Source organism: Cronobacter sp. JZ38, from assembly GCF_008932145.1.
Lineage (GTDB): Bacteria > Pseudomonadota > Gammaproteobacteria > Enterobacterales > Enterobacteriaceae > Cronobacter > Cronobacter muytjensii.
Genome location: NZ_CP017662.1, coordinates 3649403 through 3663010, shown reverse-complemented (window position 1 = coordinate 3663010; position 13608 = coordinate 3649403). Strand labels below are relative to the sequence as shown.

Sequence of the window (13608 nt, the reverse complement as noted above, 5' to 3'; positions counted from 1 at the left end):
CCGCGTGGCCTGCCAGGTTCGGAGCAGGTGGAACTGGAGTTTGACTAATACAGGAATACTATGAGTCTGAATTTCCTTGATTTTGAACAGCCGATTGCAGAGCTGGAAGCGAAAATCGATTCCCTGACTGCGGTTAGCCGTCAGGATGAGAAACTGGATATTAACATCGATGAAGAGGTGCACCGCCTGCGCGAAAAGAGCGTAGAGCTGACCCGTAAAATCTTCGCCGATCTGGGAGCCTGGCAGATTGCCCAGCTGGCGCGTCATCCGCAGCGCCCTTATACCCTGGATTATGTCCGCCTGGCCTTTGAGGAGTTTGACGAGCTGGCAGGCGATCGCGCCTATGCCGACGACAAAGCGATCGTAGGCGGCATCGCGCGTCTGGACGGGCGTCCGGTGATGATCATCGGTCACCAGAAAGGGCGCGAAACCAAAGAGAAAATTCGCCGCAACTTCGGGATGCCGGCGCCGGAAGGTTACCGTAAGGCGCTGCGCCTGATGGAAATGGCCGAGCGTTTCAACATGCCGATCGTGACCTTTATCGATACGCCAGGCGCGTACCCGGGCGTCGGCGCGGAGGAGCGCGGTCAGTCTGAGGCGATTGCCCGCAACCTGCGTGAAATGTCGCGCCTGAAAGTGCCGGTTATCTGCACCGTGATTGGCGAAGGCGGCTCCGGCGGCGCGCTGGCTATCGGCGTGGGCGATAAAGTCAACATGCTGCAATACAGCACCTATTCCGTTATCTCTCCGGAAGGCTGCGCGTCGATTCTGTGGAAAAGCGCCGATAAAGCGCCGCTGGCCGCTGAAGCGATGGGTATCATCGCGCCGCGTCTGAAAGAGCTGAAGCTTATCGACAGCGTGATCCCGGAACCGCTGGGTGGCGCGCACCGCAACCCGGAAGTCATGGCGCAGTCTCTGAAAGCGCAGCTGCTGGCGGATCTCGCCGATCTCGACGTGCTGAGCACAGAAGATCTGCTCAACCGCCGCTATCAGCGTCTGATGAGCTACGGCTACGCCTGATAAACGGCGAATAAAAATCTCAATGAGGGTCGCGCAAGCGGCCCTTTTTTATGGCCTCGCACCGCTGATGAAATGTGATTTTTGCAATGAGTTAACGTGAGATGACGCCGTCATTTCCGTTTCTACACTCGCTGGTGAACCACAACCAAAGGGGATACCGGAATGGAAATAGCAAAAATCGCGGCGATTGGCGCCGCAGGGCTTATCGCAGGTTCGCCGGCTTTCGCCGCGCCATTACTCAGCAGCAGTACACCATACACGCTCAACGCCAGCGACCTCACCCAAAAAGAGCATGAGCTGACCAATTTTCCACTGATGCAGTCGGTAAAAAGCGCTATCCGCACGCTGGATAACGCGCAGGTTGAGCAAATAGCGCCAGGGCGCGCCGCCAACCCGGATAACGTTAAGCGCGTAGAGAAAATCCTGAGCGCTCAGGACTGGGACTATCTCTTCCCGCTGCGCGCGCCGGAATATACCTACAGCAATTTCCTCAAAGCGGTCGGCAAATTCCCGGCGGTGTGCGGCGCTTACAGCGACGGGCGAGACGCCGAGGCTATCTGTCGTAAATCGCTCGCCACCATGTTTGCGCATTTCGCGCAGGAAACAGGTGGCCACGAAAGCTGGCGCGAGCAGCCGGAGTGGCGCCAGGCGCTGGTTTATCTGCGTGAAATGGGCTGGAGCGAAGAACAGAAGGGCGGCTATAACGGTGAATGTAACCCCGATACCTGGCAGGGGCAGACCTGGCCCTGCGGCAAAGATAAAGACGGCGATTACATGAGCTATTTCGGGCGCGGCGCCAAGCAATTGTCGTATAACTACAACTACGGGCCGTTCTCTGACGCGATGTACGGCGATGTTCGCCCGCTGCTGGATAAGCCTGAACTGGTGGCCGACTCCTGGCTGAACCTCGCCAGCGCGCTCTTTTTCTTTGTGTATCCGCAGCCGCCTAAACCCGGCATGCTTCATGTGATTGACGGCACCTGGACGCCGAACGCGCACGATAAAGAGAGCGGTCTGGTGCCTGGCTTCGGGGTCACCATTCAGATAATCAATGGCGGTGTGGAGTGCGGCGGTGAAGCGGAAAACGCACAGTCGTTAAACCGAATCGCGTATTACAAAGAGTTCGCCAAATACCTGAAGGTGCCGGTCCCGGCGGATGAAGTGCTGGGCTGCAAAAAGATGAAGCAGTTTGACGCGGGCGGTTCAGGCGCGCTGCCGATCTACTGGGAGATGGACTGGAGCTGGAGCACCACCACCCCGGACGGCCAAGCTTATGCGTGCCAGCTGGTGGGCTACCAGACGCCATTTAGCGCGTTCAAAGAGGGCGACTACGCAAAATGCGTACAGAATCACTTTAACGTGAAAATTGTCAATGAGGCCTCCGGCGGCACCACGCCTGCGCCGCAGCCACAACCTGCGCCGACGCCTGAGCCTTCCGCCAGCAACGTCGCGCCGGTTGCCCGCATCAGCGGCCCGGTGGGCGCAGTGGATGCCGGTAGCAAAGTGTCGCTGAGCGCGGCAGGCTCCAGCGATGCCAACGGCGATGCGCTGACTTACACCTGGATGACGCAGTCCGGCCAGACGCTGAGCGGTAAAGACAAGAGCGTCGTGACCTTCAACGCGCCGGAAAGCGCCAGCGACGCGCAATACACCGTCAGCCTGAAAGTGGATGACGGCAAGTTGAGCGACACCGTCAGCTATGTGCTTAACGTAAAAGCGAAAACCAAAACGCCAGACGCTGGCCCGGTAAGCTATCCGTCCTGGTCAGCAAGCCAGAGCTGGAAGCCGGGCGATATCGTCCTCAATCAGGGCGCGCTCTACCAGTGCAAGCCGTTCCCGGCGGGCGGCTGGTGCGGCGTGGCGCCCGCCTACTACGAGCCTGGCGCGGGCATTAGCTGGCAGGACGCCTGGGACGCGCTGTAACGCCCCGTTACGCAACACCCAACGCCAGCGAGCCGCTGGCGTTGTTCCTTCAACTATGCTTACCAGACGTTTTTTTTGCCAGGGGGTAAGCAGTGAATATCATCGCCATCATGGGGCCGCACGGCGTTTTCTATAAAGACGAGCCGATGAAGGAGTTGCAGGCGGCGCTTCAACAGCAGGGGTTTCAGCTGATTTGGCCGAAGAACAGCAACGATCTGCTGAAATTTATTGAGCATAACCCGCGTATTTGCGGCGTCATTTTTGACTGGGATGAATACAGCCTCGATTTATGCTGTGAAATCAATCAGCTTAACGAATACCTGCCGCTGTATGCTTTTATCAACACCCATTCCACGCTGGACGTCAGCGCCAATGAAATGCGTATGGCGCTCTGGTTTTTCGAATATTCGCTCGGCATCGCCGGGGATATCGCGACGCGCATCCGTCAGTACACGCAGGAATATCTCGATAACATCACGCCACCGTTTACCAAAGCGCTGTTTACCTATGTAAACGAAGGGAAATATACGTTCTGTACGCCGGGACATATGGCCGGGACGGCGTATCAGAAAAGCCCGGTCGGCTGCCTGTTTTACGATTTTTTCGGCGGCAACACGCTCAAGGCGGACGTGTCTATCTCTGTCACCGAACTGGGCTCGCTGCTTGACCACACCGGGCCGCACCTGGAGGCGGAAGAGTATATCGCCCGCACGTTCGGCGCCGAGCAGAGCTATATGGTCACCAACGGTACGTCCACCTCCAACAAAATTATCGGGATGTATGCCGCCCATGCGGGCAGCACCGTGCTTATCGATCGTAACTGCCATAAGTCGCTGACACATTTGCTGATGATGAGCGATATCGTGCCGCTGTGGCTCAAGCCCACGCGCAACGCGCTCGGTATTTTGGGCGGCATTCCAAAGCGGGAATTTACCCGCGACGCGATAGCGCAAAAAGTGGCGCAGACGCCGGACGCCAGCTGGCCGGTGCATGCGGTTATTACCAACTCCACTTATGATGGGCTGCTGTATAACACCAACTGGATCAAACAGACGCTGGACGTTCCCTCTATCCATTTCGACTCCGCCTGGGTGCCGTATACCCACTTTCATCCGATCTATAAAGGCAAAAGCGGCATGAGCGGCGATCGCGTGCCGGGCAAAGTGTTCTTTGAAACCCAGTCGACTCACAAAATGCTGGCGGCGCTGTCGCAGGCGTCGCTGATTCATATCAAGGGCGAGTATGACGAAGAAACATTTAACGAAGCCTACATGATGCATACCACGACGTCGCCGAGCTACCCGCTGGTGGCTTCGATTGAAACCGCGGCGGCGATGCTGCGCGGCAACCCGGGCCGGCGGCTCATCAACCGCTCGGTGGAGCGCGCCCTGCATTTTCGCAAAGAGGTACAGCGCCTGCGCGAGGAGACTGACAGCTGGTTCTTCGATATCTGGCAGCCGGAAGAGATTGACGAGGCGGACTGCTGGCCGATCACGCCAGGCGACGACTGGCACGGCTTTACCCATGCCGACCACGCTCATATGTATCTCGATCCGGTGAAAGTCACGATTCTGACGCCGGGCATGGACGCGCAGGGCAATATGGAAAAAGAGGGGATCCCTGCGGCGCTGGTGGCGAAATTCCTCGACGAACGCGGCGTAGTGGTAGAGAAAACCGGGCCGTACAACTTGCTGTTCCTGTTCAGCATCGGGATCGACAAAACCCGCGCGATGGGGCTGCTGCGCGGTCTGACAGAATTTAAGCGCGCTTACGATCTCAATCTGCGGGTGAAAAATATGCTGCCCGATCTCTGGGCGGAAGATCCCGATTTCTACCGCAACATGCGCGTACAGGAGCTGGCGCAGGGGATCCATAAGCTTATCCAGCAGCACGATCTGCCGGATCTGATGCTGCGCGCGTTTGATGTGTTGCCGGAAATGAAAATGACGCCGCATGCAATGTATCAGCAGCAGGTGAAGGGCAATGTCGAAACGGTGGAGATAGAAAAGCTGATCGGGCGCGTCTCGGCCAACATGATCCTGCCGTATCCGCCCGGCGTGCCGCTGGTCATGCCCGGCGAGATGATCACCGAGGAATCGCGCGCGGTGCTCGATTTTCTGTTGATGCTCTGCTCCATCGGCCGGCACTATCCGGGCTTTGAAACCGATATCCACGGGGCGAAGTGCGGCGAAGATGGCGTCTATAGGGTACGTGTCCTAAAAAACGAGTAACCCCTTGTTTTGCCGCACCAGGCTCAGTAACGTGCCAGACAATCATAAGGAGGGATTATGCTGGGTTTAAAACAGATTCACCATATCGCCATCATCGCGACGGATTATCATCGCAGTAAAGCGTTTTACTGCGACACGCTGGGCTTTACCCTGCAGTCGGAGGTGTATCGCGACGCGCGCGATTCCTGGAAGGGCGATCTGGCGCTTAACGGCCAGTACGTTATTGAGCTGTTCTCGTTTCCATTCCCGCCAGCGCGGCCAAGCCATCCGGAAGCCTGCGGCCTGCGCCATCTCGCGTTCAGCGTTGAGGATGTAGACCAGGCGGCGGCGTATCTGGAAAGCCGTGGCGTGACATGCGAGCCGGTGCGTGTGGATCCGCTAACCGGAAAACGTTTTACCTTCTTTGCTGACCCGGATGGCCTGCCGCTGGAGCTCTACCAGCAGTAACGCTTGCTCCCGACGCCATTGCCCGGTAAGTTGCCCGGCAATGGCTTCTCACTCTTTCGACGCAATGGATACTTCTCTGCTCTCTGCCCTGCGGGGCCGACGTCAGCTGCTGGTGGCCTACAGCGGCGGGCTTGATTCTACTGTGTTGCTCCATCAACTGGTGCGGCTGCGCGAGGCCTGCCCCGAGATGCGCCTGCGCGCCATACATGTGCATCACGGTATCAGCCCGAACGCCGACCGCTGGGCGGCGCACTGCCAGGCGCTCTGTCATCGCTGGCAGGTGCCGTTTGAACTGGCTTACGTAGAATTGGGGCAGGACGGACTCGGTCTTGAGGCGCAGGCTCGTAACGCGCGCTATCAGGCATTTGAGGCGGCATTGCTGCCGGGCGAGGCGCTGGTCACGGCGCAGCATCTTGATGACCAGTGCGAAACGCTGCTGCTGGCGCTCAAGCGTGGTAGCGGCCCGGCGGGACTGGCGGCCATGCCTGCTGAACTGTCGTTTGCGGGCAGCGTCATTCTGCGACCGCTGCTGAACACGCCGCGTGCGCAACTTGAGGCGTGGGCAGATCGTCATCAGCTTCGGTGGATCGACGACGAAAGCAATCAGGACGATCGTTACGATCGCAATTTTTTACGTCTGCGCATTCTGCCTGCGCTGGCAGCGCGCTGGCCGCATTTCACTCAGGCGGCCGCCCGCAGCGCGCAGCTGTGCGGTGAGCAGGAACAGCTGCTGGATGAGTTGCTGGCCCCGGAACTGGCTGCGCTGATGGATGGACGGACGCTTGCCATCGCGCCGCTTGAAGGCATGAGCGAACACAAACGCGCCGCGCTGCTGCGCCGCTGGCTGGCTGCGCTCAACGCGCCGATGCCCGCCCGCGCTACGCTGCAACGGATCTGGGATGAAGTGGCGCAAAGCCGTGAAGATGCGAGCCCGCGCCTTAAAGTGGGCGATAATGAAGCGCGGCGCTATCAGGGGCGGCTATGGTGGATCAAAGCGCGTCGCGGACAGCGCCAGACCGTTATCCCGTGGCATGACGCGCGCACTCCGCTGCGGCTTCCGGAGGCGCTGGGTACGCTGACGTTTGGTGGCGAGGGCGACACCGTGCGCGCGCCCCGCCCGGGCGAAAGGCTGTCGGTGCGCTTCGGCGCGCCAGGCACGCTTTATATTGTCGGGCGCGATCGCGGACGCACGCTTAAAAAGCTCTGGCAGGAACTCCAGGTGCCGCCCTGGCAGCGCGAAACCACGCCAATTCTGTTTTATGATGAGCAACCTGTTTGCGCTCCCGGCCTGTTTGTTACCCGTGAAGGCCAGGCGCAGAACGAACCAGGCTGGACTTTGGCCTGGCATAAGGAGCATGACGATGAATAAGCATGGTATTTTGCTGGCGGGCCTGCTGGGGCTTAGCCTGACGGCGCAGGCCAAAGGCGACCCGGCGGCGGGCGAAGAAAAAGCGGTCATGTGCGTCGCCTGTCATGGCGCGACGGGCAAAGCCAGCGCTCCTCTCTACCCCAACCTCGCGGGCCAGAACGAGGCGTATCTGGAGCACGCCTTGCAGGCTTATAAAAAAGGCGAGCGCAGCGGCGGCCAGGCAGAGATCATGAAGGCGTATGTCAGCGGACTGTCGGATGACGATATCGCGAATCTCGCGGCGTTTTACGCCGGGCAGAAACCATAAAAAAGGGCAGCCTCAGGGCTGCCCGTTGTGCAGGTGGAGCGCGCGTCAGGATTCGCTGACGACGACCGTGCCGATTTGTGGATGGCTGAAGCTGGCGATTTTATCGAGACGCAATTCGCGTACGGCACCGGCTTCATTGGCAACTAAATATTCGACGTTTTTGCGCGAAACCAGATCCTGCGCTTTGGCCTTAATGACCTCGCCGCTTTTCAGTTCCAGCGTCAGTAACAGATGATGCTGGCAGGCGAGTTCGAGGTTGTCATAGTCATCGCAGTTGATGGGTTGATAGGCATCATTCATTGACATAATCGCTCACCAGTAAGTTCGCGGCAGCATACGCCGCCTGTTCCCTGACCGACTCTGAAAGGGCTTCATCTGAGGCCACCTCATTCAGAACCCTTAATACGCAGCCCAGCGCGTCGGGAATGTACCCGAGCTCGCCGCTGGCTATCTGCGAATAGCGCTGTCGTATTAATTCACAATATTTATCCACATGCCCTCCTGTCAGAGCCTGACGACAGACTTCACCGCGGGATGCAAGTCTAAGCCTACGTAGTTAAACTCTGTTTAGCAAGGTGACTATACCATAGTCATCAGAGCCATAGCGCGAGCGCGCACGAGCCTGCCGCGCTCCGCTTGAATCGGCAGCCAGCCGGCGCGGATTGGGCTACAATACCCCCCAACTTTTCAGGGGGCCCTATGGCGTTAAAAGCAACCATTTATAAAGCGGCGGTCAATGTAGCCGATCTCGACCGGCAGCAGTTTCTCGACATCAACCTGACGCTGGCGCGTCATCCTTCGGAAACGCAGGAGCGGATGATGCTGCGTCTGCTGGCCTGGATGATGTACGCCGACGAGCGGTTGCAGTTCACCCGCGGCCTGTGCGCCGACGACGAGCCGGAAATCTGGCTGCGCAACGATCACCTCGGCATCGACCTCTGGATTGAACTGGGGTTGCCGGAAGAGCGGCGTCTCAAGAAGGCGGTGAGCCAGTCGCAGCAGGTGGCGCTGTTTACGTATAATGACCGCGCCGCGCAGGTATGGTGGCAGCAGAATCAGGATAAGCTTAAGCAGTACCAAAACCTGACTATCTGGTATATCAACGATGAACAGCTCGCACAGCTGAGCGCGCTGGCGGAGCGCACCATGACGCTGCAGGCGACGCTGCAGGAAGGCGTTATCTGGCTGTCCGACACGCAGCAGAATCTGGAGCTGCATCCTACCGTCTGGCACGCCAGGACATGATTACGTTTTCACGAAACGTGGTGGTGCCCGATGACGAAGTGACGTTCAGCGCCATTCGCGCGCAGGGCGCGGGGGGGCAGCACGTGAATAAAAGCTCCACGGCTATTCATTTGCGGTTTGATATTACTGCCTCCAGCCTGCCGGAGGAGTGGAAAGCCCGCCTGCTCTCGGCGAGCCATCATCTGATTACGGCGGAAGGCGTGGTCGTTATCAAGGCGCAGGAGTATCGCAGCCAGGAGATGAATCGCGAAGCGGCGCTGGCGCGTCTGGTGATGCTGGTCAGGGAACTTACCGCCACGCAAAAGCGTCGAAAGGAGACTCGCCCTACGCGCGCATCGAAAGTGCGTCGTCAGGAGGCGAAAACCCATAAATCCGCCACGAAAGCCCTGCGGGGGAAAGTGCGCGGTATGCCGGATTAAAAGCACACCCGAACGATAAGGAAATACGGTGAAAAAAATCATTTTTTGCGCAGCGGCGGCTCTGAGCCTGTTTTCGCTGTTGGGCTGTAATAACCGGGCGGAAATGCAAACCTTAGCGCCAACCAGCGCGGCGGAGTTAAAACCGATGCAGCAGAGCTGGAAAGGCGTACTGCCCTGCGCCGACTGCGAAGGTATCGAAACGGCGCTATTTTTAGAAAAAGACGGCACCTGGGTGATGAATCAGCACTATCAGGGCGCGAAAGGGCAGGCGGAATTCGCCTCTTACGGCACCTGGGCACGTACGGCGGATAAACTGGTTCTGACAGACAGCGAGGGCGATAAACACTATTTCCGCGCCCGGGGCGAGGCGCTGGAGATGCTTGATACTGAAGGCCACGCCATCGAATCGTCGCTCAATTATCGCCTTGAGCCCGTAAGCGATCCGCTGCCGGTGACGCCGATGACCATGACCGGGATGTATCAGCAAGACAGAAATGCCGCGACGTTTACCGACTGCGCGACCGGACGGCAGTCCGCCGTGGCGAATCACGCGGTGCTCGCACACGATGACCCGGTCGTGCGCGAAAAACCCGTGTTACTGGTGGTGGAAGCGCATTTCAGTATGACCGTGGATCCGGCGAACGGTACGGCGCAAAAGCGGCTGGTAGCCGACCGCAAAGTGGCGTTTAAGCCCGGCAAAGACTGCGACAATCCGTAACCGATGCGGATAAAAAAAGGCCCTCAACCGAGGGCCTTTTTTATGCGAAGTGCAAAGGCGCTTAGCGCTTCACGTTCGTCACCAGGTAATCCAGGATATCGCTGGTTTTGATCATCTTCTTCTCGCCGTCACGACGGTATTTGTACTCAATCTCGTCGTTGTCGAGGTTGCGGTCGCCGATAACCACCGTGTGCGGAATACCGATGAGTTCCATATCGGCGAACATGACGCCCGGACGCTCTTTACGGTCATCCATCAGCACGTCGATGCCTTTGGCGCGCAGTTCAGCGTAGAGCTTCTCGGCCAGTTCCTGCACGCGGAAGGATTTGTGCATGTTCATCGGCAAAATGGCGACCTGGAACGGCGCGATCGCGTCCGGCCAGACGATGCCGCGATCGTCGTGGTTCTGCTCAATTGCCGCTGCCACCACGCGCGTCACCCCGATGCCGTAGCAGCCCATGGTCAGGATCTGGTTGCGGCCATCTTCGCCCTGAACAGAGGCTTTCAGCGCGTCGGAGTATTTAGTGCCCAGCTGGAAAATATGACCCACTTCGATACCGCGCTTGATAAGCAGCGTTCCCTGGCCATCCGGGCTTGGATCGCCAGCAACGACGTTACGAATATCGGCGACGACAGGCGTCGCGACATCGCGGTCCCAGTTGATGCCGAAATAGTGTTTACCGTCGATGTTGGCGCCTGCCGCGAAATCGCTCATCACGGCGACGCTGCGGTCGATAATCACCGGAACCGGCATGTTTACCGGGCCGAGAGAACCGGGACCCGCGTTCACCGCGGCACGGATTTCCGCTTCGGTCGCGAACGTCAGCGGGCTTGCCACCTGCGGCAGTTTTTCCGCTTTCACGTCGTTCAGCTCGTGATCGCCGCGTACCAGCAGGGCGACCAGCGGAGAAGCGCTGCCTTCGGTCGCTTTAACCAGCAGGGTTTTCACCGTTTTCTCAATCGGCAGGTTGAACTGCTCAACCAGCTCGGCGATGGTTTTCGCGTTTGGCGTGTCGACCAGCGTCATTTCCTGCGTCGCTGCGGCGCGCGGGGTTGCCGGCGCAACGGCTTCGGCAAATTCTATGTTCGCTGCGTAGTCGGACGTGTCAGAGAAGACGATATCGTCCTCGCCGCTCTGCGCCAGCACCTGGAACTCATGGGACGCGCTACCGCCAATCGAGCCGGTATCGGCCTGCACCGGACGGAAATCGAGACCCATGCGGCTGAAGATTTTGCTGTAGGCTTCATACATCGCGTCGTACGTCTGCTGCAGCGACTCCTGAGAGGTGTGGAAAGAGTAAGCATCTTTCATCAGGAATTCGCGCGAGCGCATCACGCCAAAGCGCGGGCGCACTTCGTCGCGGAATTTAGTCTGGATCTGGAAGAAGTTGAGCGGCAGCTGTTTATAAGAGCTCAGCTCGTTGCGGATAAGATCGGTGATGACTTCTTCATGCGTCGGGCCGAGGACGAACGCGCGATCGCCGCGATCGACAAAACGCAGCAGTTCCGGGCCGTACTGCTCCCAGCGGCCGCTCTCCTGCCACAGTTCAGCAGGCTGAACCACTGGCATCGACACCTCGATAGCACCGGCATTGTTCATCTCTTCACGCACGATGTTTTCGACTTTTTTCAGGACGCGCAGGCCGGTCGGCAGCCAGGTGTATAACCCGGAGGCCAGCTTGCGGATCATCCCGGCGCGCAGCATCAGCTGGTGGCTGATAACCTCCGCGTCGGCAGGTGTCTCCTTCAGAGTGGAGAGCAGATATTGGCTAGTACGCATGTTGTTACGGTTCCGTTTGAACGTGTGAATTCAGGCACGCTAAAGCCTGACACAAAAAAGTGGTTTAGTGTACCAGCGAGAAAGGGCGGCCAAAAGAGAGGCTCAAGAAATTAACGCGGCTCCAGCGCGTAGACCTCAAAGCCCTGCGGCGTGACGCGCCAGCGGACGTTGAAATCAAGCAGCCAGACGGCGTAGCTTTTGCCGATCTCTTCTTCTTTACGGTAGGCCGGACGCGGATCCTGAGAGAGCACCTCGCCAATGAACCGTCCCAACATCGGGTAGCGTTTCTCAAGGCGCGTTAACTCGTGCGCTATCTCATCGGTAAAGGTGACCTGGACTGCGGCGTCCGGCGCCTGCTGGGCGTAGCCTGCGCGCGCGTCGGGCAACGCTTCGGCAAAAGGCAGATAAGGCTTGATATCGACAACCGGTGTGCCGTCCACCAGATCCAGCCCGCCGAGCGTCAGGATGACATGCTCTTTCTCGGTGCGGATACCCTGAAGCTCGACCAGCGACATGCCGACGGGATTCGGGCGAAAGGTAGAGCGGGTCGCGAAAACGCCCATGCGGGCATTGCCGCCAAGACGTGGCGGGCGCACGGTGGGGCGCCAGCCGCCTTCCATCGTCTGATGAAAAACGAACAGTACCCAGATGTGGCTAAACCCTTCCAGCCCGCGCACCGCGTCGGGCTGGTTATAGGGCGCTATCAGATGCAACTCGCCGCGCGCGCTGTTAACAAGGCCTGGCTGGCGCGGCACGGCGAATTTTTCTTTATAAGGCGAGCGAATGACGCCGATTTGCTCAAATGCAAATCCGGTCATTTGGTCGGAACGCTAAGGGCGGAGCCTACGCAGACGGCCTGACGGTAGCAGCCCGGCGTGCCGCTGGTCACTTCACAGCTATGCAGCAGAACGGCGTTCGCTTTCATTTTCGAGGCGTTGATCTGCAGGCGCTTGCGTGCTGTCGGGATATTCGGCGGAGAGTCCTGGTTAGAAGCCTGGCAAGATTCGCCGCTCACTTCGCCCAGATCGCGGAAGGGCTTGCCAACCAGATCCGCCGCATTGGTATAGATTTTTACCGGCGCAGGGCGAACCGTTTTGGGGCGAACAGGTTCAGATTTTTGCGGCGACGTGGTGCTTTGAGCAGGTTCTACAGGGGATCTGCTTAGCACGGAACAGCCGCTCAGGATGAATGCTAAAAGACAGATCGGTAAAGCACGCATAATAATTCCTCGTCGGTGATAAAAACGTGGCTTATTGAATCAGGAGCTTGCAGAAATAACAAGACGGGCTTAAGCCCGTCCTGAAATTAGTAGCAATGATAGCAAAACCGGCTTACCAGCCTTTAACCGCGCCGCCGTTAAAGACTTTGTTCGCCGCCTCGCTTACTTCGTCAGACTGATAAGCCTGAACGAATTTCTTCACGTTTTCCGCGTCTTTGTTGTCTTCGCGGGTCACGATCATGTTTACGTACGGTGAGTCTTTATCTTCGACAAAGATGCCGTCTTTGGCTGGCGTCAGGTTGATCTGGCTGGCGTAAGTGGTGTTGATGACCGCCAGAGCAATCTGATCGTCATCCAGCGAGCGAGGCAGCTGCGGCGCTTCCAGCTCGACAATTTTCAGGTTTTTCGGGTTTTCAGTGATATCCAGTACGGTCGGCAGCAGGCCAATATCGTCTTTCAGCTTAATCAGGCCCACTTTCTGCAGCAGCAACAGGGAACGGCCAAGGTTGGTCGGATCGTTCGGTACAGCAATCTGCGCACCTGGTTGCAGCTCTTCCAGCGATTTGATTTTGCGGGAGTAACCGGCAATCGGGTAAACGAAGGTGTTACCGACGGAAACCAGTTTATAGCCACGGTCTTTGATCTGCTGATCCAGATACGGTTTGTGCTGGAAAGCATTCGCGTCGATATCGCCTTTACTCAGCGCTTCGTTCGGCAGCACGTAGTCGTTAAAGGTCACCAGCTCGACGTCCAGACCATATTTGTCTTTCGCCACTTTTTTGGCGACTTCAGCGACCTGTTGTTCCGCACCCACAATCACGCCCACTTTAATATGGTTCGGATCTTTTTCTTCCTGACCGCAACCTGCCAGAGCCAGCGTGCCGAGCAGGGCGCCCACTGCCGCAAAGGTTTTAAATTTGAAAGACATAA

General features: G+C 58.1%; 15 protein-coding genes. 9 read left to right on the top strand and 6 right to left on the bottom strand.

All coding sequences use genetic code 11. The features are described from left to right. Positions 1–60: 60 nt before the first annotated feature. The 6 genes from accA (at position 61) to BJP61_RS17350 (ending at position 7297) form a co-directional block, all read left to right on the top strand. Entirely contained in the window at positions 61–1020 is a 960-nt protein-coding gene (gene accA, locus BJP61_RS17375) for an acetyl-CoA carboxylase carboxyl transferase subunit alpha (RefSeq protein ID WP_038864677.1), read from the top strand. Positions 1021–1182: 162 nt separating this feature from the next. Further along, a complete protein-coding gene (locus BJP61_RS17370; protein WP_171998844.1) occupies positions 1183–2943 on the top strand; it encodes a glycoside hydrolase family 19 protein in 1761 nt (586 codons plus the stop codon). A gap of 92 nt (positions 2944–3035) precedes the next feature. Beyond that, complete coding sequence (locus BJP61_RS17365; RefSeq protein WP_038864673.1) at positions 3036–5174, top strand: lysine decarboxylase LdcC; 2139 nt, start codon at positions 3036–3038, stop codon at positions 5172–5174. Positions 5175–5231: 57 nt separating this feature from the next. Then, positions 5232–5621, top strand: a complete 390-nt coding sequence (locus tag BJP61_RS17360; protein ID WP_038864670.1) for a VOC family protein — start codon at positions 5232–5234, stop codon at positions 5619–5621. Between the two features lie 64 nt (positions 5622–5685). Beyond that, positions 5686–6990 (top strand): tRNA lysidine(34) synthetase TilS, encoded by a 1305-nt coding sequence (tilS, locus tag BJP61_RS17355; protein WP_171999358.1) that lies wholly within the window; start codon positions 5686–5688, stop codon positions 6988–6990. Then, positions 6983–7297, top strand: a complete 315-nt coding sequence (locus tag BJP61_RS17350) for a cytochrome c (protein ID WP_161579952.1) — start codon at positions 6983–6985, stop codon at positions 7295–7297. The genes tilS and BJP61_RS17350 overlap by 8 nt, the downstream gene beginning before the upstream one ends. Positions 7298–7342: 45 nt before the next feature. On the opposite strand, the gene rof is transcribed toward BJP61_RS17350, so the two are convergent. Together rof and BJP61_RS17340 are read right to left on the bottom strand one after the other, a co-directional pair. After that, positions 7343–7603, bottom strand: a complete 261-nt coding sequence (rof, locus tag BJP61_RS17345) for a Rho-binding antiterminator (RefSeq protein ID WP_171998842.1) — start codon at positions 7601–7603, stop codon at positions 7343–7345. Then, a complete protein-coding gene (locus BJP61_RS17340) occupies positions 7590–7790 on the bottom strand; it encodes a YaeP family protein (RefSeq protein ID WP_038864664.1) in 201 nt (66 codons plus the stop codon). Before BJP61_RS17340 ends, rof begins: the two co-directional genes overlap by 14 nt. Before the next feature lie 206 nt (positions 7791–7996). On the opposite strand from BJP61_RS17340, the gene BJP61_RS17335 reads away from it, so the two are divergent. Genes BJP61_RS17335 through nlpE form a run of 3 tightly spaced genes read left to right on the top strand, consistent with a single transcriptional unit; the run spans position 7997 to position 9679 of the window. Next, entirely contained in the window at positions 7997–8542 is a 546-nt protein-coding gene (locus tag BJP61_RS17335) for a YaeQ family protein (protein WP_171998840.1), read from the top strand. Further along, positions 8539–8961: an alternative ribosome rescue aminoacyl-tRNA hydrolase ArfB gene (gene arfB / locus BJP61_RS17330; RefSeq protein ID WP_171998838.1), complete on the top strand. Its 423-nt coding sequence runs from the start codon at positions 8539–8541 to the stop codon at positions 8959–8961. Before BJP61_RS17335 ends, arfB begins: the two co-directional genes overlap by 4 nt. A gap of 28 nt (positions 8962–8989) precedes the next feature. After that, a complete protein-coding gene (gene nlpE, locus BJP61_RS17325; RefSeq protein ID WP_038864658.1) occupies positions 8990–9679 on the top strand; it encodes an envelope stress response activation lipoprotein NlpE in 690 nt (229 codons plus the stop codon). A gap of 61 nt (positions 9680–9740) precedes the next feature. On the opposite strand, the gene proS is transcribed toward nlpE, so the two are convergent. The 4 genes from proS to BJP61_RS17305 form a co-directional block, all read right to left on the bottom strand. Then, the gene (gene proS, locus BJP61_RS17320; RefSeq protein ID WP_075193756.1) at positions 9741–11459 is read right to left on the bottom strand and encodes a proline--tRNA ligase; all 1719 of its coding nucleotides are present in this window, start codon (positions 11457–11459) and stop codon (positions 9741–9743) included. A gap of 110 nt (positions 11460–11569) precedes the next feature. Continuing rightward, positions 11570–12277 carry a tRNA (N6-threonylcarbamoyladenosine(37)-N6)-methyltransferase TrmO gene (gene tsaA, locus BJP61_RS17315; RefSeq protein ID WP_075193757.1) on the bottom strand — a complete coding sequence of 236 codons (708 nt, stop codon included), beginning with the start codon at positions 12275–12277 and terminating at the stop codon, positions 11570–11572. Next, on the bottom strand, positions 12274–12678 hold the full coding sequence (gene rcsF / locus BJP61_RS17310) for an Rcs stress response system protein RcsF (protein WP_038864652.1): 405 nt from the start codon (positions 12676–12678) through the stop codon (positions 12274–12276). Before rcsF ends, tsaA begins: the two co-directional genes overlap by 4 nt. A gap of 112 nt (positions 12679–12790) precedes the next feature. Beyond that, the gene (locus BJP61_RS17305; RefSeq protein WP_038864650.1) at positions 12791–13606 is read right to left on the bottom strand and encodes a MetQ/NlpA family lipoprotein; all 816 of its coding nucleotides are present in this window, start codon (positions 13604–13606) and stop codon (positions 12791–12793) included. Positions 13607–13608: the final 2 nt, after the last annotated feature.